The 20,039-nt window shown below is 62.2% G+C and carries 19 protein-coding genes; 10 read left to right on the forward strand and 9 right to left on the reverse strand.

Annotated features, from left to right (window positions below; all coding sequences use genetic code 11):
- Positions 1–38: 38 nt before the first annotated feature.
- Together GPK94_RS16230 and GPK94_RS15580 are read right to left on the reverse strand one after the other, a co-directional pair.
- Positions 39–584: a hypothetical protein gene (locus GPK94_RS16230; RefSeq protein ID WP_252192671.1), complete on the reverse strand. Its 546-nt coding sequence runs from the start codon at positions 582–584 to the stop codon at positions 39–41.
- Positions 547–1,689, reverse strand: a complete 1,143-nt coding sequence (locus GPK94_RS15580) for an S-layer homology domain-containing protein (RefSeq protein ID WP_252192672.1) — start codon at positions 1,687–1,689, stop codon at positions 547–549. Before GPK94_RS15580 ends, GPK94_RS16230 begins: the two co-directional genes overlap by 38 nt.
- 288 nt (positions 1,690–1,977) lie before the next feature.
- On the opposite strand from GPK94_RS15580, the gene GPK94_RS15585 reads away from it, so the two are divergent.
- The 5 genes from GPK94_RS15585 (at position 1,978) to GPK94_RS15605 (ending at position 7,672) form a co-directional block, all read left to right on the forward strand.
- Entirely contained in the window at positions 1,978–2,556 is a 579-nt protein-coding gene (locus GPK94_RS15585) for a xanthine phosphoribosyltransferase (protein ID WP_101692605.1), read from the forward strand.
- A 140-nt stretch (positions 2,557–2,696) separates the two neighbouring features.
- Positions 2,697–3,899 carry a BMP family ABC transporter substrate-binding protein gene (locus GPK94_RS15590; protein ID WP_101692606.1) on the forward strand — a complete coding sequence of 401 codons (1,203 nt, stop codon included), beginning with the start codon at positions 2,697–2,699 and terminating at the stop codon, positions 3,897–3,899.
- 104 nt (positions 3,900–4,003) lie between these two features.
- Entirely contained in the window at positions 4,004–5,593 is a 1,590-nt protein-coding gene (locus GPK94_RS15595; protein WP_101692607.1) for an ABC transporter ATP-binding protein, read from the forward strand.
- Entirely contained in the window at positions 5,590–6,693 is a 1,104-nt protein-coding gene (locus GPK94_RS15600) for an ABC transporter permease (protein WP_215656231.1), read from the forward strand. Before GPK94_RS15595 ends, GPK94_RS15600 begins: the two co-directional genes overlap by 4 nt.
- Positions 6,686–7,672, forward strand: a complete 987-nt coding sequence (locus tag GPK94_RS15605; RefSeq protein ID WP_101692609.1) for an ABC transporter permease — start codon at positions 6,686–6,688, stop codon at positions 7,670–7,672. Before GPK94_RS15600 ends, GPK94_RS15605 begins: the two co-directional genes overlap by 8 nt.
- Positions 7,673–7,798: 126 nt before the next feature.
- On the opposite strand, the gene GPK94_RS15610 is transcribed toward GPK94_RS15605, so the two are convergent.
- Together GPK94_RS15610 and tadA are read right to left on the reverse strand one after the other, a co-directional pair.
- A complete protein-coding gene (locus tag GPK94_RS15610) occupies positions 7,799–9,220 on the reverse strand; it encodes a VanZ family protein (protein ID WP_215656232.1) in 1,422 nt (473 codons plus the stop codon).
- A gap of 265 nt (positions 9,221–9,485) precedes the next feature.
- Positions 9,486–10,007: a tRNA adenosine(34) deaminase TadA gene (tadA, locus tag GPK94_RS15615; protein ID WP_215656233.1), complete on the reverse strand. Its 522-nt coding sequence runs from the start codon at positions 10,005–10,007 to the stop codon at positions 9,486–9,488.
- Between the two features lie 199 nt (positions 10,008–10,206).
- Between tadA and GPK94_RS15620 the strand changes: the two genes are divergently transcribed.
- Genes GPK94_RS15620 through GPK94_RS15640 form a run of 5 tightly spaced genes read left to right on the forward strand, consistent with a single transcriptional unit; the run spans position 10,207 to position 13,364 of the window.
- Positions 10,207–10,767 carry a manganese efflux pump MntP family protein gene (locus GPK94_RS15620; RefSeq protein WP_215656234.1) on the forward strand — a complete coding sequence of 187 codons (561 nt, stop codon included), beginning with the start codon at positions 10,207–10,209 and terminating at the stop codon, positions 10,765–10,767.
- 12 nt (positions 10,768–10,779) lie between these two features.
- Positions 10,780–11,502, forward strand: coding sequence for a selenium cofactor biosynthesis protein YqeC (gene yqeC, locus GPK94_RS15625; RefSeq protein ID WP_101692612.1), 723 nt, complete (start codon positions 10,780–10,782; stop codon positions 11,500–11,502).
- Positions 11,490–12,281, forward strand: coding sequence for a selenium-dependent molybdenum cofactor biosynthesis protein YqeB (gene yqeB / locus GPK94_RS15630; protein ID WP_215656235.1), 792 nt, complete (start codon positions 11,490–11,492; stop codon positions 12,279–12,281). Before yqeC ends, yqeB begins: the two co-directional genes overlap by 13 nt.
- Before the next feature lie 52 nt (positions 12,282–12,333).
- Positions 12,334–13,089 (forward strand): XdhC/CoxI family protein, encoded by a 756-nt coding sequence (locus GPK94_RS15635; RefSeq protein WP_215656236.1) that lies wholly within the window; start codon positions 12,334–12,336, stop codon positions 13,087–13,089.
- Positions 13,090–13,094: 5 nt separating this feature from the next.
- On the forward strand, positions 13,095–13,364 hold the full coding sequence (locus tag GPK94_RS15640) for a thioredoxin family protein (protein WP_215656237.1): 270 nt from the start codon (positions 13,095–13,097) through the stop codon (positions 13,362–13,364).
- Positions 13,365–13,405: 41 nt separating this feature from the next.
- On the opposite strand, the gene GPK94_RS15645 is transcribed toward GPK94_RS15640, so the two are convergent.
- The 5 genes from GPK94_RS15645 to GPK94_RS15665 form a co-directional block, all read right to left on the reverse strand.
- Positions 13,406–13,972, reverse strand: coding sequence for a nucleotidyltransferase family protein (locus GPK94_RS15645; RefSeq protein ID WP_252192673.1), 567 nt, complete (start codon positions 13,970–13,972; stop codon positions 13,406–13,408).
- A gap of 6 nt (positions 13,973–13,978) precedes the next feature.
- Positions 13,979–15,361 (reverse strand): dihydropyrimidinase, encoded by a 1,383-nt coding sequence (gene hydA, locus GPK94_RS15650; RefSeq protein WP_215656238.1) that lies wholly within the window; start codon positions 15,359–15,361, stop codon positions 13,979–13,981.
- A 159-nt stretch (positions 15,362–15,520) separates the two neighbouring features.
- Complete coding sequence (locus GPK94_RS15655) at positions 15,521–16,759, reverse strand: threonine synthase (protein ID WP_101692678.1); 1,239 nt, start codon at positions 16,757–16,759, stop codon at positions 15,521–15,523.
- Positions 16,760–16,843: 84 nt separating this feature from the next.
- Positions 16,844–18,319: a pyridoxal-5-phosphate-dependent protein subunit beta gene (locus GPK94_RS15660; RefSeq protein ID WP_186963222.1), complete on the reverse strand. Its 1,476-nt coding sequence runs from the start codon at positions 18,317–18,319 to the stop codon at positions 16,844–16,846.
- Between the two features lie 286 nt (positions 18,320–18,605).
- The gene (locus GPK94_RS15665) at positions 18,606–19,787 is read right to left on the reverse strand and encodes an acetyl-CoA C-acetyltransferase (RefSeq protein WP_193535640.1); all 1,182 of its coding nucleotides are present in this window, start codon (positions 19,785–19,787) and stop codon (positions 18,606–18,608) included.
- Positions 19,788–20,039 lie beyond the last annotated feature (252 nt).

Genomic DNA, 20,039 nt, shown 5'->3' on the forward strand with positions numbered 1-20,039 from the left:
ATCCTCCTGTTGATGGATCTCTCCGATCCAGTGATGGGCTATGGACGTTCGGCCTGGACGGCGGTCCACAGGTTGTAGTTGCTATAGGTTGGGATGTTCCCCAGACGCCAGAAGGAGAAGCCGGTGATGCCGAACATCTGGGCCAGATCGATCTTGTCCGCAATGCTCTGGGCATCCTCAAACCAGACCTGATAGCGCGCCCCGCTCTCGTCGGTGTAGATGGCGTAGGGATTGCGGGCGGTCTGGCTGTAAGTAACAGTGGTGTCGCTCTGGGCCAGGCGCTGGGAGAGAGTCTCCATGGTGGGACGGTAATACTTGCTCTCCAGCACACGCCCGTTCTCGTCGATCCGGAAGCCGGTGGTATCCATGGAGAAGGCCAGGGCCAGCTTGCTCTTGTCCTGCACGCCGGTGAGGGGGTCGGTGATCTCCACCAGGGCGGCATAGATCTTGGAGAAGGGGGTGAGGGCAAAGCTCTCCGAGGGGATGGAGCCCACCTTCAGGCCGGAGACCGGCGGGCGGTAGTCGTGGGCCATGAGGATGACCTTGTCACAGCTCTCCCCCCAGGGATTTAAAGTCAAAGCCATTGTTATAGGGCCCGGGCTGGACGCACACGTAGAGACGCTTGTCCGCCGGAAGGGCGGCACGCAGTTCGGACATAAAGGAGGCAAAGTGCTCCTTCAGGCCGTCCTTGTCCTTGAGCCCCTCAAAGTCAATGGTGATGCCAGCATAGTCGGACGCGGCGGCGGCCAGCGCGGCCACGGCCTGGGCCCGGCTGGCAGAAGAGGCGGTCACGGCCGCCACGGTGGAGGTGGTGGTGCCGTCCGGGAGAGTGATGGAGTCGGAAGCGCTTCCAAAGACACACAGGTTATAGGGGATGCCATTGCTTTCAAAATAGCCGGTGGCCGCCTCGCTCTGAGCGGGGATTTTCCAGTCGTTGCCCCCCGCGCTGGTGGTGTTGAGGACCGCTCCACGCTGGGGATCGTACTCCATCCGGGCCCAGCCCACCGAGACGGCGTCCATCTGCCGGGTCAGGTCGATCTGGCTGTACGAGGAGAGGGCATAGAACCCATGGAGCCACTCAATGGTGGAGGTATAGCGCTCATAGACCTGCACCAACATGGTGGCGGCCTCGGCCCGTGTGGCCGAGCTGGTGGGCTTGAAGAGAAGCTTGCCGTCCTCCTCGATACCCGAGACCATGCCGATGTGGTAGGCCAGGGAGATATAGCCCTGGTTCTCGGTCACGTCGGAGAAGGGCAGATCGGCCGCGGCGCTCTTTGCCAGCGTGTCATAGCCCAGGGCCTTGACCAGCATGACGGCCATTTCCTCCCGGCTGATGTAGTCGTCGGGGCGGAAGCTACCGCCCGCGTCCATGACGCCGTGGGCCCGGGCCGCCTCCACATAGCCGTAGGCCCAGTGGGAGGAGGGACAGTCGATGAAGCTGGCGTGATCGGGCCGGACCGCCTCCCAGGAGAACATCTGGCAGAGGATGGTCACAAAGGAAGCGCGGTTGAGGTTGTCGGCCACGCCGAAGCGGCCGTCCTCATAGCCCACCATCAGGCCGTAATTGGTGGCCCGCTGGATGACCGACTCGGCCCAGTGGCCGGCGGTATCGCTGTAAGCCAGAGCGGGGGCGGACAGAGAGAGCATCAATCCGGCGGAAAGCGCCAGGGAGAGAAGTCTGCGTCGCATGAAAAAACCTCCTTATGAATCAGCGGATGGATAACTCGATCGGGTGAGACTCCTGTCCGGGAGGAGAACCCGGACAGATGCCGCTTTCATTGTAGCAGGCGAAGGAAGTAAACGCAATGGATACCCGGACGGAAGGGGTCGAACTGTGGTAGAACAACAAAATATTTTGTTTCTAAGAAAACCATTTTTCGATGAAAAGGGGGTGACGGAGGTGCTTTTTTTTGCTATGATAAAACAAAGAGAAAGTCCCTCGCGGGACCAATGAATGACGAGAATGGGAGAAGAGCTATGAAACTGTTGGAAGAGCGCATTCGCAAGGATGGCACCATCCGGGGCACCGAGGTGCTCAAGGTAGACCGTTTCCTCAATCATCAGATGGATATCGGCCTCATCAATGAGATCGGCAAGGAGTTCAAGCGCCTGTACGGGGACTGCGGCGTGAACAAAATCCTCACCATCGAGGCCTCGGGCATCGGCATTGCGTGCATCACCGCGCAGTTTTTTAACGTGCCCGTGATCTTTGCCAAGAAGAACAAGACCAAGAACATCGCCGGCGATGTGTACACCTCCAAGGTGGAGTCCTTCACCCACGGAAAGGTGTACGATATCATCGTGTCCAAGGAGTTTTTGGGCCCTGAGGACCGTGTGCTCCTCATCGATGACTTCCTGGCCAACGGCAGCGCGCTCCAGGGTCTGATCAACCTGGTGCGGGACGCGGGCGCCACCCTGGTGGGCGCCGGCATCTGCGTGGAGAAGGCCTTCCAGCCCGGCGGCGACCTGATTCGCTCCATGGGCGTACGGGTGGAGTCTCTGGCCCGGGTCAAGTCTATGGACGAGGCCACCAACTCCATCGAGTTCTGCGAATAAGAACCGCGGGAGAGGTGCGCGCCTCTCCCGTTTTTTCTCTTGCAGGTATTGCGCAGATCATATGTCTATTACGGCACGTGCCGTTATAGGATACACAAGGACACTCTTGCAAAGACCAATGTGAAAAGGAGGAACATGGTATGAAAAAGCGGATTTTGGCGATGCTCCTGGCCGGTACGCTGGCCGTAGGGCTGGCCGCCTGCGGCGGCGGTGAGGAAACTCCGGCTCCCAGCGGAAGCGGCGGGGGAGAGACGGCCGGTGTAGCCAAGGAGGAGCTGAAGGTAGGCTTTGTCCACATCGGCGACGAGAGCGACATGGGCTACACCTACAACATGGTCCAGGGCGTCAAAGAGATGCAGGCCAATCTGGGTCTCTCCGACGACCAGATCATCACCAAGTACAACATCCCGGAAAACGATGCCTGCGCCGACGCCCTCAACGACCTGATCGACCGGGAATGCGACATCATCTTCGCCACCAGCTTCGGCTTCGGTGACTATGTGACCATGGCGGCCCGGGAGAATCCCGACATCCAGTTCTGCCATGCCACCGGTACCCAGGCCCACACAGAGGATCTGCCCAACCTGCATAACTGCTTTGCCAACATCTATGAGGGCCGCTACCTGGCCGGTATCGCCGCCGGCATGAAGGCCAAGGAGATCGGCAATCCCAAGCTGGGCTATGTGGGCGCCTATCCCTATGCCGAGGTTATCTCGGGCTACACCGCCTTCTATCTGGGCGCCAAGAGCGTCTACCCCGAAGTGACCATGGACGTCATCTATACCAACACCTGGAATGACGCCAGCCTGGAGAGCCAGACCGCTCAGGCCCTCATCGACCGGGGCTGCGGCGTGGTGAGCCAGCACTCTGACTCCACCGGCCCCGCCACCACCGCCGAGATGAACGGCGCCTTCCAGGTGGGCTACAACGCCGACATGACCGAGGCCGCCCCCGGCGCCTCCCTCCTGTCCACCCGCATCGACTGGGGCATCTACTTCACCGAGGCGGTCCAGGCAGTCCTGGACGGCAAGGAGATCCCCAAGGACTGGAGCCAGGGCTATGCCGACGGCGCCGTCCTCCTCACTCCCCTGAATGAGGCCATTGCCGCCGAGGGCACCCAGGAGGCCATCGAGGCAGCCGAGGCCGGCCTGAAGGACGGCAGCCTCCAGGTCTTTGCCGGCCCGCTACACGGCGTGTCCTACAACCCCGACGGCAGCGAGAAGGACGTGCTGGACCTGGCCGAGGGCGAGGCCTTCATCGAGAGCGATGTGGCCGGCGGCAAGACCAGCGCCCCCTACTTTGACTACATTGTGGACGGCATCACCGTGGTGTCCGACCAGTAACCGAGAGCAACCGACGGCAACACCCCGGGCGGGGCTGCGCATTCCCGCAGCCCCGCCCTTTTTTCCACAGGGCGCTGCCCAAACTGAGCAAGAGAGGTGAGCACATGGATAACCAGGCCAACTATGCCATCGAGCTGCGGGAGCTGACCAAGACCTTTGGCGAGGTGGTGGCCAACGACAAGGTCTCCCTGACCCTGCGCCGGGGAGAAATCCTCTCCCTGCTGGGAGAGAACGGAAGCGGCAAGACCACACTGATGAACATGCTCTCGGGCATCTATTTTCCCGACCACGGCTCCATCCTGGTGGACGGGAAGGAGGTCACCATCCGCTCCCCCAAGGACGCCCACGACCTGGGCATCGGCATGATCCACCAGCACTTCAAGCTGGTGGACGTGCTGACGGCCGCCGAGAATATCATTCTGGGCCTCAAGGGGGGCGGGCGTCTGGACCGGCGGGAAGTGGGGCGCCAGGTCAAGGCCATCAGTGAGAAATACGGCTTTGAGATCGACCCGGACCAGAAGGTGTACGACATGTCGGTCTCCCAGAAGCAGACGGTGGAGATCGTCAAGGTCCTCTACCGGGGCGCCAATATTCTCATTTTGGACGAGCCCACCGCCGTTCTCACCCCCCAGGAGACCGCCAAGCTCTTTGCCGTTCTCCGCAACATGCGGGACGACGGCAAGTCCATCATCATCATCACCCACAAGCTCCACGAGGTCATGGCCATCTCCGACCAGGTGGCCGTCCTGCGCAAGGGCCAATACATTGGTACCGTCCCCACCTGTGAGACCAATCCCCAGAAGCTCACCGAGATGATGGTGGGCCATGCGGTGAGCCTGAACATCGACCGGCCCAAGACGGAGTATCAGGACCTGCGCCTGGAGGTCAAGGGACTCAACTGCCGGGGGGCCGAGGGAGTCAAGGCCCTGGAGGACGTGTCCTTTGAGGCCCGGGGCGGCGAGATCCTGGGCATCGCCGGGATCGCCGGTTCGGGCCAGAAGGAGCTGCTGGAGGCCATTGCGGGACTCCAGAAGGTGGAGTCGGGGCATATCTTCTACTACCCGCCCCATCCCAATTCGGAGATCGCCGGACTCCATGTCCCGGTGGACAAGGCCGGAGAGGAGCTGGTGGGGAAGACCCCCACCCAGATCCAGAAAATCGGGGTCTCCCTGGCCTTCGTGCCCGAGGACCGGCTGGGCATGGGCCTGGTGGCCAGCATGGACATGGTGGACAACATGATGCTCAAGACCTATCGGCAGGGCAAGGGCCCTCTGGTGGACCGGAAGCCGCCCCGGGAGCTGGCCATGCGGCTGAAGGAGGAGCTGGAGATCGTGGCGCCCAGCATCTCCACCCCGGTGCGCCGCCTCTCGGGCGGCAACGTGCAGAAGGTGCTGGTGGGACGGGAGATCGCCTCCAGCCCCACGGTGCTCATGACGGCCTACCCGGTGCGGGGACTGGACATCAACTCCTCCTACACCATCTACAACCTTCTCAATGAGCAGAAGAAGCGGGGGGTGGCCGTCATCCTGGTGGGCGAGGATCTGGACGTGCTGCTGGAGCTGTGCGACCGCATCCTGGTGCTCTGCGGCGGCCGGGTCAGCGGCATCGTGGACGCGGAACAGACCACCAAGGAGGAGGTGGGCCTCCTCATGACCCACCTGAGCGGGACTGGAAAGGAGGGTGCGGCGGTATGAGCGTACACACCGAACACAGAGAGCCCCTGATTCGTCTGGCCAAGCGGGACGACATCCCCCGCGCCCAGGCGTGGGCCATCCGGGCCGCGGCCATCCTGCTGGCCCTGGTCACCGGCGGACTCATCATCGCGGTGCTGGGGCACAACCCCATCCAGGTCTATGCCTCCATGGTGGAGGGATCCCTGGGCAAGAGCCGGGTCCTGCGGGAGACTGTGAAAAAGGCCATCCCCCTGCTGGGTGCGGCGGTGGCCATCGCCCCCGCCTTCAAAATGAAGTTCTGGAACATCGGCGCGGAGGGCCAGATCCTGGCCGGCGGCATTGCGGCCAGCTACTTTGCCCTCTTCTGGGCGTACAGCCTGCCCCGGCCGGTCCTGCTGGTGGTCATGGCAGTGGCCGGCATCCTGGCCGGCGGAGTGTGGGGACTCATCCCCGCGGTCTTCAAGGCCCGGTGGGGGACCAACGAGACGTTGTTTACCCTGATGCTCAACTACATCGTCCTGGGGTTTGTAAAGTATCTCCAGGCCGGCCCCTGGGGCCCCGACCTGAACGCCAACGGCTATCCCAAGATCCCCATGTTTGACTCGGCGGCCCTGCTGCCCAAGGCGCTGGGCGTCCACATCGGCTGGATCATCGTCCTGGCGGTGACCGCCCTCATGTTCGGCTACCTCAAGTACAGCAAGCAGGGCTATGAGATCGCCGTGGTGGGCGAGAGCGTGCGTACCGCCCAGTACGCGGGCATGAACGTATCCCACATCATCCGGCGCACCATGTTCCTCTCGGGCGGCATCGCGGGACTGGTTGGCTTCCTCCAGGTATCGGGAGCCAGCGGCACCCTCACCGAGAATACCGCCGGCGGCATCGGCTTTACCGCCATTACGGTGGCGTGGCTTGCCAAGCTTAACCCCTTTGTCATGATCGCCATTGCCGCGCTGCTGGCCATCCTAGAAAAGGGCGCGGATACCATCCAGACCCTCTATACCATCCCGGCTTCGGCGGCTGACATGCTCACGGGCATCGTGCTCTTCTTCATGCTGGGATGTGAGTTCTTCATCAGCTACCGGCTTATCGTCCGGGGAAAGGGGGAGCGTACGCATGAGTAATCTGTTTTCCATTGCTTTTGTCATGGCCGCTGTGGCGGCGGGGGCGCCCCTGCTCTTCGGCACACTGGGAGAGATCCTCACCGAGAAATCGGGCAACCTGAACCTCGGTGTGGAGGGCATGATGTACATGGGCGGCGTGGCCGGTCTGGCCGGGGCCTATTACTACGAGCAGATGGCCGGTCCCGCGGCCTCCGGCGTGACGGCGGCGGTCATCGCCACGGTGTGTGCCTTCCTGTGCGCGGCCTTCGGGGCGCTTCTGTACAGCGTGCTCACCATCACCCTGCGGGCCAACCAGAACGTGACCGGTCTGGCCCTGACCATCTTCGGCACCGGCTTCGGCAACCTGGTGGGCGAGGCCATGGGCAACGCCGCCGGCGGCTTTGTGGCGGTGAGCCAGAGCACCAAGAGCGTCTTCAACGGCGGTATCCCGGTGCTTCAGGACCTGCCGGTGGTGGGGAAGCTCCTCTTCTCCTACAACTATCTGGTCTATCTGGCGGTGCTGGTGGCGGTCGTTCTCTCGCTGTTCCTGAATCACAGCCGGCTGGGCCTCAACCTGCGCTCGGTGGGTGAGAATCCGGGTACGGCCGATGCGGCCGGCATCAATGTGACGGCCTACCGGTATCTGGCCACCTGCATCGGCGGCGGGATCTCGGGCCTGGGCGGTATGTACATCGTCATGGCCCAGCAGCAGGGCGTCTGGGTGCACAACTGCATCGCGGGTAAAGGCTGGATCGCCGTGGCCCTGGTTATCTTCGCCACCTGGAGCCCGGCCCGGGCGCTGGCGGGCAGCCTGGTGTTCGGCGGACTGTCGGTGCTGCGCCTGTACATGAACTGGGGCGGGAACCGTCTGGCCCCCATCTATGACATCGTGCCCTACATCGCCACGGTGGTGGTCCTCATCGCCGTGAGTATCCGGCAGCGCCGGGAGAGCCAGCCCCCCGCCAACCTGGGCAACGCCTATTTCCGGGAAGAGCGGTAACGAGAACTGTCCCGCAGACCATACCTGAAATGTACAAAAATCTCCTGTCCGGCATACCCACCGGGCAGGAGGTTTTGTAATTAAAACGGGCAAATATGCCCTCCGGAGCCGGAGTTGGGCTGCGGTCTAGTTGAGAGCGGCGACATAGTCCGTAAAGGGCTCCCCCTCCGGAGCCTGGAGGAGAAAGCAGTAGACGGGCTGATAGAAGCCCTTGGTGTCGGCTATCCACTCCAGCGTACAGGAGAGCACCTGGATCTGGGTGAGGCCGGAGTGCTCCAGCACTGTGCCCGCAAAGCTGCGTCCGCCATAGAGTTGCTCCACCGCCTGTGCGGGGGTGAGGATCGGGCGCTCCTCACAGGGGGTCAGGGAGACCAGCTGGTTTTCGATGGACGTGAGGGTAGAGGCGCCGTCCTGCTCCTGGAGAAGGCAGGTCAGCGTACCGTAGACGCTTGGTCCGTCGGCAGGTATGAGCTGGGAGGTAAAGCTGGCCTGGACATACGCCTCACCCGAAGGCTCCAGAGCAAAGGCGGCGCCCTCCGGCACCGAGATCCCCCAGACGTCCAAAATGGAGAGAAGTGCGTCGGGAGAGACCTGGGAGGCGGGAACATCGAAGACGGGCCGCTTCTCCCGGTCGATGCGGTATTCCCATGTGCCGTCCCGCTGGTACAGGTTCAGAAAATCTCCGCTCGTGTGATTGGCGAAGATAATGATGTCATCGTAGTAATAGGTATCCTCAAAGGTGATTCCCAGCTTCTGCGCAAAGGCTGCGGCAAATGCCTCACTGGCGGAGCGGTCCAGCCGCCCTGCCCGGTAGATGGGGGCCGTGGCGGGCGCATCCTCCGGCGTAAAGGCCAACTCCCACTGTATCCCATCAAGGTTGGCGGTGATCACAGGGGCGTCCGGGAGATTGCCGTACGGCTTCAGGGCGTAGCCGCCAAAAATGAGAGCCAGTGCGAACAAAAGAGCGGCTGGTATGGGCAGCAGCGCCCCACAGCGCCTTTTCCAGCCAGGGCTGCGCTTTGTCAGGGTTAGAATGAGCATGGAGATGCTCCAGCCTACCATGGCGCCCAGAGTATTGGTAAAGAGATCGTCTACGTCCAGCATGCCTCTGGCGGTAGCAAACTGTCCCAGCTCGATCAGCAGGGATACGCCCAGCCCGGCCAGCAGCATCCGGGGCCACGAGCGGAACCAGCGGGTCAGCAGAGGGAGCAGGAAGCCAAGGGGAAGGAACAGGGCGATGTTGAGCAGCACGTTGAGCCAGACCTGGAGGGTAAATTGATTCCATGCCTCGCGCCATGCCAGAAACAGGTGCAGGTTCCACTGCCGGTGCCCGGGCTCGCCCCTCAGCAGGGTGAGAAAAACCGTGAGGACCAGCCAGCCGATCAGGAGCAGCAGCACCAGCACCCGCCCCCATGGGAAGGGGCGGTTCTGTCTCCGAAAGAGGAGCCAGCACACCGCCACGATTGCTCCACAGAGCAGGAGAACCGGGACGGCCAGATGAAGCCCGCGCTGGAAAAGAGACAGGATGTATCCGATAAAATCGTGCAAAACGATCCCCCCTATGATCCGTATTCTGCTGTCTGCATTTTACCATAGGAAGCATGTGGGGACAACCGCGGGAGGTTCTCACAAAATGAGAGAGCCAAACGAAAACGACAAGGGCCGGACGCCTGCTCCTGACGTCCGGCCCCTGCCTTAGGAAAGAGGATACAATGAAATGAAAAGAAACTGTCTCTTGCAGGTATTATAATAGCCGAGAGTTGTTAACAAATCAGCGAAAAGGTGTTACAAGAGTTTTAAATCTTTTTGGATTTTATGTAAAGGTCTCATGAGACGGGGCAGACGCCATATCGGAGGGAGACGAAACGGATTTCGCCGCCTTACGCTTGTCCCGGAGGCGCTGGAAAAAAGCCTGGAGCAGCGCGGCGCACTCCTCCTCCAAAAGGCCGCTGTGGACCTGGGGGTGGTGGTTGAAGGGCTGGGCAAAGAGGTCCAGCACCGACCCGCAGCAGCCCGCCTTGGCGTCGGCTGCGCCGTACCACACCTGGGGGATGCGGGCGTTGATGATGCCTCCGGCACACATGGGGCAGGGCTCCAGCGTCACATAGAGGGTGGCCTTGTGGAGCCGCCATCCACCCAGAAGGGCGTTGGCCTGGCGGATGGCCTCCAGCTCGGCATGGGCCAGGGCATCTTTCCCGGTCTCCCGGCGGTTGCGGCCACGGCCGACCACCCGCCCGTCCTCCCAGACGATGACGCAGCCGACCGGCACCTCGCCCTCCTCCATGGCCTCCCGGGCTAAATCCAGGGCCATGCGCATATAGTCCTCATGGGTCATGAAAGCCATCCCCTTTCGCTTGCTCTCCCCGCAGGGGCAGCATTAGCATACCTGTTTTTCCCGGGCGGCGCAAGGGGAGAAAGGAGAAGTTGGAGCGGAAAAAAGATGGCGTGGGGGAAAACTCTATGGTATAATCATGTGATGATGTCTGGGGAAATGCCGGGCATCGGGAGAAGAACAGGAGAATAGGTGAGCATATTTGATTGAAGTTTTGTTGATTGCGGTGAGTCTGGCCCTGGACGCCTTTGCGGTATCCGTGTCCAGCGGTATCTCGGTCCCTGGCTTCGGCTGGAAGCAGGCCGTGCGCATGGGCCTCTATTTCGGCTTTTTCCAGTTTGCCATGCCCCTGATCGGCTGGTTCCTGGGGACCAGCGTCAGCGGCTACATCGAGGCGCTGGACCACTGGGTGGCCTTCGCCCTGCTGGCGATCATCGGCGGACGCATGGTCTGGGGCGCAAGGGACGACTCCTGTGAGACCGAGAGCGGCCCGGTGGAGCTGACCTGCCGCCGCCTGGTGATGCTGGCGGTGGCCACCAGCATTGACGCGCTGGCGGTGGGAGTCTCCATGGCCTTCATGAAGAACGTGAACATTTTCTCGTCCGCCCTGGTCATCGGCGTGGTGGCCTTTGGCCTGTCGGTGGTGGGCGGTCTGGCGGGACGCCGGCTGGGATGCCTCTTTCAGAAGCGGGCGGAGCTGGTGGGCGGACTGGTGCTCATCGGCATCGGCCTGAAAATCCTGCTGGAACATCTCTTGGGATAAGGGGGTAATCGGATGGGACTCTGGAGCGATCTGCACCTGGATATGGACCGCCACCGGGCGGTCACCCTGGTGGGAGGCGGCGGAAAGACCACCACCATGTATGCCCTGGCCCGGGAGGCCCGGGAGGCGGGGAAGCGGGTGATCGTGACCACCACCACCCACATCATGCCCCACCCCCGCATTTTTCTCACGGACGACCCCGCGCCGGAGCATCTGCGCCAGTGCCTGGAGCGCCACGGGATCATCACCCTGGGCACCCTGGGCCGGGCGGACAAGCTGTGCGGCACGGGAGAGATCGGCCTTTGCCGCTCGGTGGCCGACGTGGTCCTGGTGGAGGGGGACGGAGCCCGGATCCGGCCTCTGAAGATCCCAGCCGACCATGAGCCGGTCATCCCACCGGAGAGCGACGCGGTGGTGGCGGTAGCCGGGATGGACGCTCTGGACAAGCCCATCGGTGAGATCTGCCACCGGGCCGACCTGGTGGCGGCCTTTCTGGGGAAAACGCTGGAGGACAAGGTCACCGAGGCTGATATGACAGCCATCCTCTCCAGCGAACGGGGGAGCCGGAAGAATGTGGCCCCCGGTATGGCATACCGGTGCCTGCTGAATAAGACGGATACTCCGGCCCTGCGGGAGCGGGCCCGGGTCATCGCCGCCGGTCTGGACCGGCTGGGTATTTTCACGCTCATCAAGAGCTATGAGGAAAAGGAGCGAGGAGGACTATGCTGGTTCTGATCAAAGGCGCGGGAGACCTGGCCACAGGGGTGGCCTACCGGCTTTACCGGGCGGGCTATTCGATCGTAATGACCGATATTGAACAGCCCACCGCGGTGCGGCGGACGGTGGCCTTCTGCCAGTGTATCTATGACGGCACCGCCACGGTAGAGGGGGTCACCTCCCGCCGGGTGGAGACCGTGGAGGAGGTCAAGGCCTGTCTGGAGCGGGGGGAGATCCCCGTGCTGGTGGATCCGGAGGCGGCCATCCGCACCCAGATGCCCTTTGATGCCGAGGTGGACGCCATCCTGGCCAAGTATAATGTGAACACCCGGATAGACGACGCCCCCATCGTGCTGGCCCTGGGGCCCGGCTTCACCGCCGGGGTGGACTGCCACGGCGTCATTGAGACCAAGCGGGGCCACTATCTGGGCCGCCTGATCCTGGAGGGGTCTGCCATCCCCAACACGGGCGTGCCCGGCGATGTGGGAGGCTACACCACCCAGCGGATCATCCGCGCCTGCCGGGACGGCATCTTCCACCCGGTGGCCCACATCGGCGATACGGTCGCTGAGGGAGATGTGGTGGCCACTGTGGACGGCGAGCCGGTCTATGCCCTGATGCCCGGTACGGTCCGGGGCATGCTGCCTGACGGCCTGCGGGTCAAGCAGGGGATGAAGTCGGGGGACATCGATCCCCGGTGTGAGTACAACCACTGCTTCACCATCTCGGACAAGGCCCGGGCCATCGGCGGCGGCGTGCTGGAGGGCCTGCTCTATTTCCAAAACCGGCAGGGATAAAGACGACCCCGCCTCCAGGGCGGGAAACCGATGATACAGAGGAGAATGATCCATGGAACGACTGATTTTATGCGGCGGCGGCCATGTGTCGCTGGAAGTGGCCTACATGGCCAGCCATCTGGAATTTGAAGTGGTGGTCATCGACGACCGGGAGGAGTTTGCCAACCCCGAGCGCTTCCCCATGGCTGCGCAGGTGCTGTGCAAGCCCTTCCTGGAGGCCCTGGACGAGCTGGGCAGCCGGAGCGACGACTACTATGTGATCCTGACCCGGGGACATGCCTTCGACGGGGAGTGCCTGGCCAAGGTACTCCAGGGCGACTACGCCTATGTAGGTATGATCGGCAGCAAGATCAAGGTGGCCGCTGTGATGAAGCGGATGAAGGAGCTGGGCTTCCACGCCAACGTGTTGGCTGGGGTACACTCTCCCGTGGGACTCCAGATCGGCGCGCAGACCCCGGCGGAGATCGCCGTGTCCATCCTGGGTGAGGTCATCCAGGAGCGGGCGCGCAAGGGCCCCGGAACGCCGCCTCCCCCCAGTGAGAAGGGCGTGCTGTGCACCATTACCCGCAAGAGCGGCTCCGCGCCCCGGGGCGAGGGGACCTGGATGCTGGTGCATCCTGACGGGACGTGCGTGGGCACCATCGGCGGCGGCGCGGTGGAGTACCGGGCCAAGCTGGACGCCCTGGAGATGATGAAGAACGGCGTGGAGCGGGATCACAAGCTCTACGATCTCTCCCACGCGGCGGCCGAGCTGGGCATGGTCTGCGGCGGCAAGATCGAAGTGGACTTTGAGAACCGAAAGGGTTGATTGCCATGAAAGAGATCCTGATGTTTGTCCAGACGGGCTGCCCCCACTGCAAGCGCGCCCTCAAGTGGCATGAGGCGCTGACCGCCAAGTTCCATCCCGAGTGGGCCCAGGTGCCCCTGCGCATCGTGGATGAGGAAGTGGAGAAAGAGCTGGCCGACGCCCACGACTACTACTATGTGCCCACCTACTATGTGGACGGAGTGAAGATCCACGAGGGTCCCGTCACCCAGCAGGATGTGGAAAAGGTCTTTGCGGCTGCCATGAGCGCCGAATAAGTCAAAAAATACCCCCTGTCCACCGAGGACAGGGGGTATTTTTATGTCTGGGGGAGATCCTCCGGGCGGTCGATGTCAAAGAGCTCCCGGGGATGGGCGGCCGGCACCAGGTGCAGAAGTTCCTTGTGGCGGCGGATGACCTGGCCGCCGCCGGTATCGCCGGTGAGGGCCAGAAGCTCGGGAAAAAGGGCGGAGGGAAACAGGGCGGGATTGCCCCGCCGCTCCCCATAGCAGAGGGAGCAGATCCGGTCCGGGTGGGACTGGAAGGCCTCCAGCAGAGTATTCACGCTCTCCGGAGTAAGCCAGGGCTGATCGCACACGCCGAAGAGGATGCCGTCCAGGTCCATACAGGCCCGAGTCCCCAGGGTGACCGAGGCGGAGATCCCCCGCGCGGCCTCCGGGTTGGGAAGGGGGAGAAAACCCGCCTTCCGGCCCAGGGAGAGGATGGACTCATACTGACTCACCACCACCCGGCGGGCAAAGGGGACACCGGCATAGAGGGTGAGCGCCCGCTGGACCAGGGGCACCCCCTCCACCGGCAGAAGGAGCTTATTGGAGCCAAAGCGCCGGCCAAATCCCGAGGCCATCAGGACGCATCCGATCTCCATACAGCCTTATCTCCAGAACTGGGAGGGTCCGCGGTGGACGAACTTGCCCAGGCCTTCCTTGACCACTTTGCCGTCCTCTACGGCGACCTCGCCGCCCAGCAGGACGGTCTCGGTACGGCCTGCCATCTCCATGCCCTCATAGGGCGTGTAGTCCACATTCTGATATTGCTCGGCTGCGCGAATACACCAGGTATAATTCGGATCAAAAATAACGATATCGGCGTCGCTTCCCACGGCCAGCGTGCCCTTCTGGGGGAACATGCCAAAGAGCTTGGCGGGATTCTCCGAGAGGGTCTTCATCATCTGAAGCTCGGAGATGTGCTCCTGCCGGACGCCGTAGGTGTACATGAGAGCCGGACGGTGCTCCACGCCGGGGATGCCGGGGGGGATGGCGGAGAAGTCGTCCTTGCCCAGGTGCTTGGTGGTGGCGTAGTTGAAGGAGCAGTGGTCGGTGCCGATGGTGTCGATCTCATCCTCGCCCAGGGCCTCCCACAGGGCGTCCACATCCTCCTGCTTGCGCAGGGGGGGAGAGAAGACGTACTTGGCGCTCTCAAAGCCGGGGAGGTGATACTTCTCATCGGTCATGGTGAAGTACTGGGGGCAGGACTCCAGGTAGAGGGACTGGCCGTGGGACCGGGCCATCAGGGCCTCCTCCAGGCCGCGCTGGGTGGAGAGATGGACCACGTTGACCGGATAGCCGGCCTGCTCGGCCAGATTGAGCCAGCGGTTGACGGCCTCCGACTCGATGAGGTCGCTGTGGGCCAGGGGATGGGAGGCGGGCGTGAGCATACCGGCCTCCTTGAGCTCGGCAATGGCCTCGTCGATGAGGTCGCCGTTCTCGCAGTGGCAGCCCACCACGCCGCCTTCCTTGCCAACGGCCTTGATGACCTCATAGGCCACGCCGTCGGGGATGCGCATGCCGTGGTAGGCCAGGTAGACCTTGTAGGAGGTGATGCCCTGCTCGGTCATTTTGGGCAGCTCTTCCCGGATGCGGGCATCCCAGTCCACGATGGTCATGTGGAAAGAGTAGTTACAGGAGGCGTGGCCATCGGCACGGCTGTGCCACTCGTCCAGCGCGGACTGGAGGGAGTGGCCGTGCTCCGGCTCAGCAAAGTCCAGCACGCAGGTGGTGCCGCCGGCCAGGGCGGCCCGGGTGCCGGTCTCCCAGTTGTCCGCAGTCTCCCGGTCGGTGCCCTTGTTCATCTCGAAGTGCGTGTGGGTGTCGATAAAGCCGGGGAAAACCAGCTTGCCCCCCGCGTCGATGACCTGACAGCCGTCGGCGGAGAGGGCGGGGCCAATCTCGGCGATCTTGCCCGCCTCCACCCGCAGATCAGCCTTTACCGGGCCGTCGGGGAGGATCAGGGTACCGTTTTGAATGAGGATGGACATAGATAGGCCTCCTTCAATAAGAGTAAATACAAAACAGGGCGGGTCACATCCAAAACGGATGTGACCCGCCCATTCAGGCTCCGTTTCAGCCATTTCCGGCTCTATTGTAGCACATGGAAAGGTTGAACGCAAGAGTACAGGAACGCTGCGCCGGAGGGGTCAGGGATGGATCCCGTTGGCGTCAAAGGCCTTGAGCAGTTCGTCCATGGAGGGACGGACCAGCATGGGCTCTCCCGCGGCCTTGATGCCGTTGGCCACATCCTTGAGGCCGTTGCCGGTAACCACGCTGACCACCGTGGCGTCGGGGTCCAGGATGCCGCGCTCCAGGGCTTTCTTGACACCGGCAGTACCGGTGACACCGGCGGGCTCGCCAAAGACGCCCTGGGTCCGGCCCAGAAGGCGCATGGCAGCCAGGATCTCGTCGTCGGTGACGTTGACCACCAGACCGTCGGACTCCTCAATGGCCTGGAGGGCCTTGTCCGCGTTGCGGGGCACGCCCACGGCGATGGAGTCGGCCAGGGTGTTCTCCTCCATAGGCTGCCAGGGGGTGGCCGTCATGATGGCCCGGTTGAGGGGGCAGCAGCCCTCCGCCTGGACCGAGATGAGGCGGGGGAGCCGGTCGATGAATCCGGCGGCATAGAGGTCCTTGAGGCCCTTCCAGGCGCCGGCGATGGTGCAGCCGTCGCCCACCGAGAGGGCGATGAAGTCGGGCACCTTCCAGTGGAGCTGCTCCAGGATCTCCAGGGTGACCGTCTTTTTGCCCTCGGAGAGATAGGGGTTGATGGCGGCGTTGCGGTTGTACCAGCCCCACTTCTCGATGGCGGCCTTGGAGAGCTCAAAGGTATCCTCATAGGAACCGTCCACGCTGATGACTGTGGCGCCGAAGATGCGCAGCTGGGCCACCTTGCCCTTGGGGGCGCGGGAGGGGACAAAGATGTAGGTGGGGATGCCCGCTGCCGCCGCGTTGCCCGCCAGAGAGGAGGCGGCGTTGCCGGTGGAGGAGCAGGCAATGGTGTGGGCACCCGCCTCCCGGGCCTTGACCACTGCCATGGCGGAGGCGCGGTCCTTCAGAGAGGCCGTGGGATTCTGTCCGTCGTCCTTGATGTAGAGGGTCTTGAGGCCCAGCTCCCGGGCCAGATTGTCCGCCCGGTAGAGGGGAGACCAGCCCACCCGCAGCGGAGTGGGCGCCGAGTCGGCCTCCACGGGCAGGAAGGGACGGTAACGCCACATGGACCACTCCTGGCTGCGCTCCAGGTCGTCCCTGGTGAAGTGGGCCTTGATGTAATCGTAGTCGTAGACGATGTCCAGGATACCGCCGCAGGTACAGGTGGTGGTATTGGGGGTGGCTTCATACTCCTTGCCGCACTTGACACATTTGGCGTATTTTACATTCTTCAGCAACGGGATGACCTCCTTTTCAAAACAGCCGGCGGGCGGGATTTCCCCGCCCGCCGGTCCGGTGTGTATGGATGAATGAGGCGCTTACAGGGCCTTGAGCAGTCCAGTGGCGTCGTTGAATTCGTTGATCAGCTCGTCCAGATCCTTGGCCTGCTGGTGGACGGCGTCCCAGGTGCCCTCGGTGTCGTACCACAGAGCATTGAGGTCCTTCACGTCGCGGGCCTGCTGCTCCACCCAGGTGTAGTACTTCAGGTTGTGGACCCGCTTGCGGTCCCAGTAGTTGAGCTCGGCCATGTTGTCGGTCTTGAGGCCCAGAATGTGCAGGTTATGGTCCAGAGCGGCCTCCTGCAGGTTGTAGGCGCCGTGCATCTGGTTGAGCTCTTCGATGCGGCTCTGATACATGACGGCCGAGTCGGTGAGGACGGTGACCACCACGTCGCGCTCGGTCAGCTCGTAGTACTTGGCCATCTTGATGCAGCACAGCACGTTGGCGATACCGGAAATGCCCATCCAGGTCAGCTTCTCCAGCAGCTCGTCCGAGAGGCCCAGCTCTTCCTTCAGGTACTTCTGGCCGTCGGAGGTGTTGAAGAGGCGGAGCAGGCGCTGGGAATCCTCATCGTCAATGTCGATGACCATATCGGTGTTCTTGACATTGTGGATCCAGGGGATGTGCTTGTCGCCGATACCCTCAATGCGGTGGCCGCCAAAGCCGTTTTCCAGAATGGTGGGGCACTGGAGCGCCTCGCCCACGGCCAGCTTCACATGGGGATAGCGGTCCTTGAGCAGGTCGCCGGCCGACATGGTGCCCGCCGAGCCGGAGGTAAAGCAGGCGCCGGCCAGACGGTCGCCGGGGCGCTTGACCGCCTCATAGAGATCGGCCAGAGCGGTACCGGTCACATTGTAGTGCCACAGGGGGTTGCCCATCTCTTCAAACTGGTTGAAGATCATCATGGTAGGATCCTGCTTGAGCTCCCAGGTCTTGTCAAAGATCTCCTTGACGTTGGACTCACAGCCGGGGGTGGCGATGACCTGGCCGGCGATCTGGCTGAGCCACTCGAAGCGCTCCTTGCTCATCTCGGCGGGAAGGATGGCCACGCTGTCACAGGCCAGCAGCTTGGAGTTGAAGGCGCCGCCGCGGCAGTAGTTGCCCGTGGAGGGCCAGACGGCATGGTGATAGGTGGCGTCAAACTGTCCGGTCACCAGACGGGGGGCCAGACATCCAAAGGAGGCGCCCACCTTGTGGCATCCGGTGGGGAACCACTTGCCCGCCATGGCCAGAATGCGGCAGGGAACACCGGTCAGGGAGGAGGGCAGCTCCACATAGTTGGGCACAGCCTGATAGCCGCCGCCAAATTCCTTGGCTTCGTTCTTCCAGGTAATGCGGAACAGGTTCAGAGGATTGACGTCCCACAGTCCCACATTTTTCAGCTTGTCCCGGATGGCGCCAGGAATGGATTCCGGCTCCTGCATCTGGGCAATGGTGGGAATGATGACGTTATTTTCGCGGGCCTTTTTGATGTTTCGGTCCAGACTGTCTCGGCGGATGGTAAGGTCAATCATATTCCGTGTCCTCCTTAAAATACAGAGTGCCAAAGGCGCTGCCATGCCCTAATCATAGCACAATCTGGAAATAAATCAAGAGGAAAGAAATAATTTTTGAACTTAGGCGTTTTCATTGAAAGTAAATCATATAATGAATTATTTATGCAAAATAACGGAAGTGTGATCGTGCACGTTCAGATGAGGGAAATTCTGTCCGCCCGATAAAAACAGAGAACGGCCGCGGCGCGGAGAAAGACAGAAAAAAGCGGGCCGCAAATGCGGCCCGCCGGAAAAAATATTCAGATTAGCACTTCTCGAGGATGACGGCAGTGCCCATACCGCCGCCGATGCACAGGGTGGCAAGGCCCTTCTTTGCCTCGGGACGCTTGCTCATCTCGTGCAGCAGGGTGACGATGATGCGGGCGCCGGAGCAGCCCACGGGGTGACCCAGGGAGATGGCGCCGCCGTTGACGTTGACCTTGCTCATGTCAAACTTCAGCTCGCGGGCCACAGCGATGGACTGGGCAGCAAAGGCCTCGTTGGCCTCCACCAGATCCATGTCCTCGATGGTCAGGCCGGCCTTCTCCATAGCCTGCTTGGAGGCGGGAACAGGACCCACGCCCATGATCTTGGGATCCACGCCGCCCTGGCCCCAGGAGACCAGCTTGGCCATGGGCTTCAGGCCGTACTTCTCCACAGCCTCGCCGGAGGCCAGGATGATGGCGGCAGCGCCGTCGTTGATGCCGGAGGCGTTGCCGGCGGTGACGCGGCCGTCCTTCTTGAAGGCGGGCTTCAGCTTGGCCAGACCCTCAGCGGTGGTGCCGTGGCGGGGGAACTCGTCGACCTTGAAGTCCACGATCTCCTTCTTGACCTTCACGGGCACGGGGACGATCTCGTCGTCAAACTTGCCGGCCTCCTGAGCAGCCTTGGCCTTCATCTGGGAGTTCAGGGCGAACTCATCCAGCTCCTCGCGGGTGATGCCCCACTGGTCGCAGACGTTCTCAGCGGTGATGCCCATGTGGTAGTCGTTGAACACATCCCACAGGCCGTCCTTCACCATGGTGTCCACCAGCTTGGTGTCGTTCATGCGGGCGCCGAAGCGGGCGGCGGGCATGGCATAGGGGGCAGCGGACATGTTCTCGGTGCCGCCGGCCACGATGATGTCGGCGTCACCGGCCAGGATGGTACGGGCACCCTCGATCACGGACTTCATGCCGGAGCCGCAGACCATGCTGACGGTGTAGGCGGGCACTTCAACGGGAATACCGGCGCCCAGAGAAACCTGGCGGGCCATATTCTGACCGGCAGCGGCAGTCAGGATGCTGCCGAACATGACCTCGTCCACCTGCTCAGGCTTGACGTTGGCACGCTTGAGCGCCTCAGCCACAACGATGGAGCCCAGCTTGGCGGCGGGAACATCCTTCAGGGAACCACCGAAGGAGCCGATGGCGGTACGGCAGCAATTGACAACATAAATGTCCTTCATAGAATTGACCCTCCAAATATTTTACATTTCGTTCGATATATGGTCGCGGAATCGGCAATGAATACAAATTCGGTTTGCGAACCGGATAAGCTTATTATATATGATGGGGAAGAAAAATGCAACGGTGACTTGTGAATATTTTAACAATATACTTTGGAGGTCAAAAATCCGGCGGTCACCGGGACGAAACGCCCAGGACCGCCGGATTTGAATGAGAAAGTTAAAAATTTAACATACTTTCAAAAAATCTTT

The organism is Pseudoflavonifractor sp. MCC625 (assembly GCF_018784545.1).
GTDB lineage: Bacteria > Bacillota > Clostridia > Oscillospirales > Oscillospiraceae > Pseudoflavonifractor_A > Pseudoflavonifractor_A gallinarum.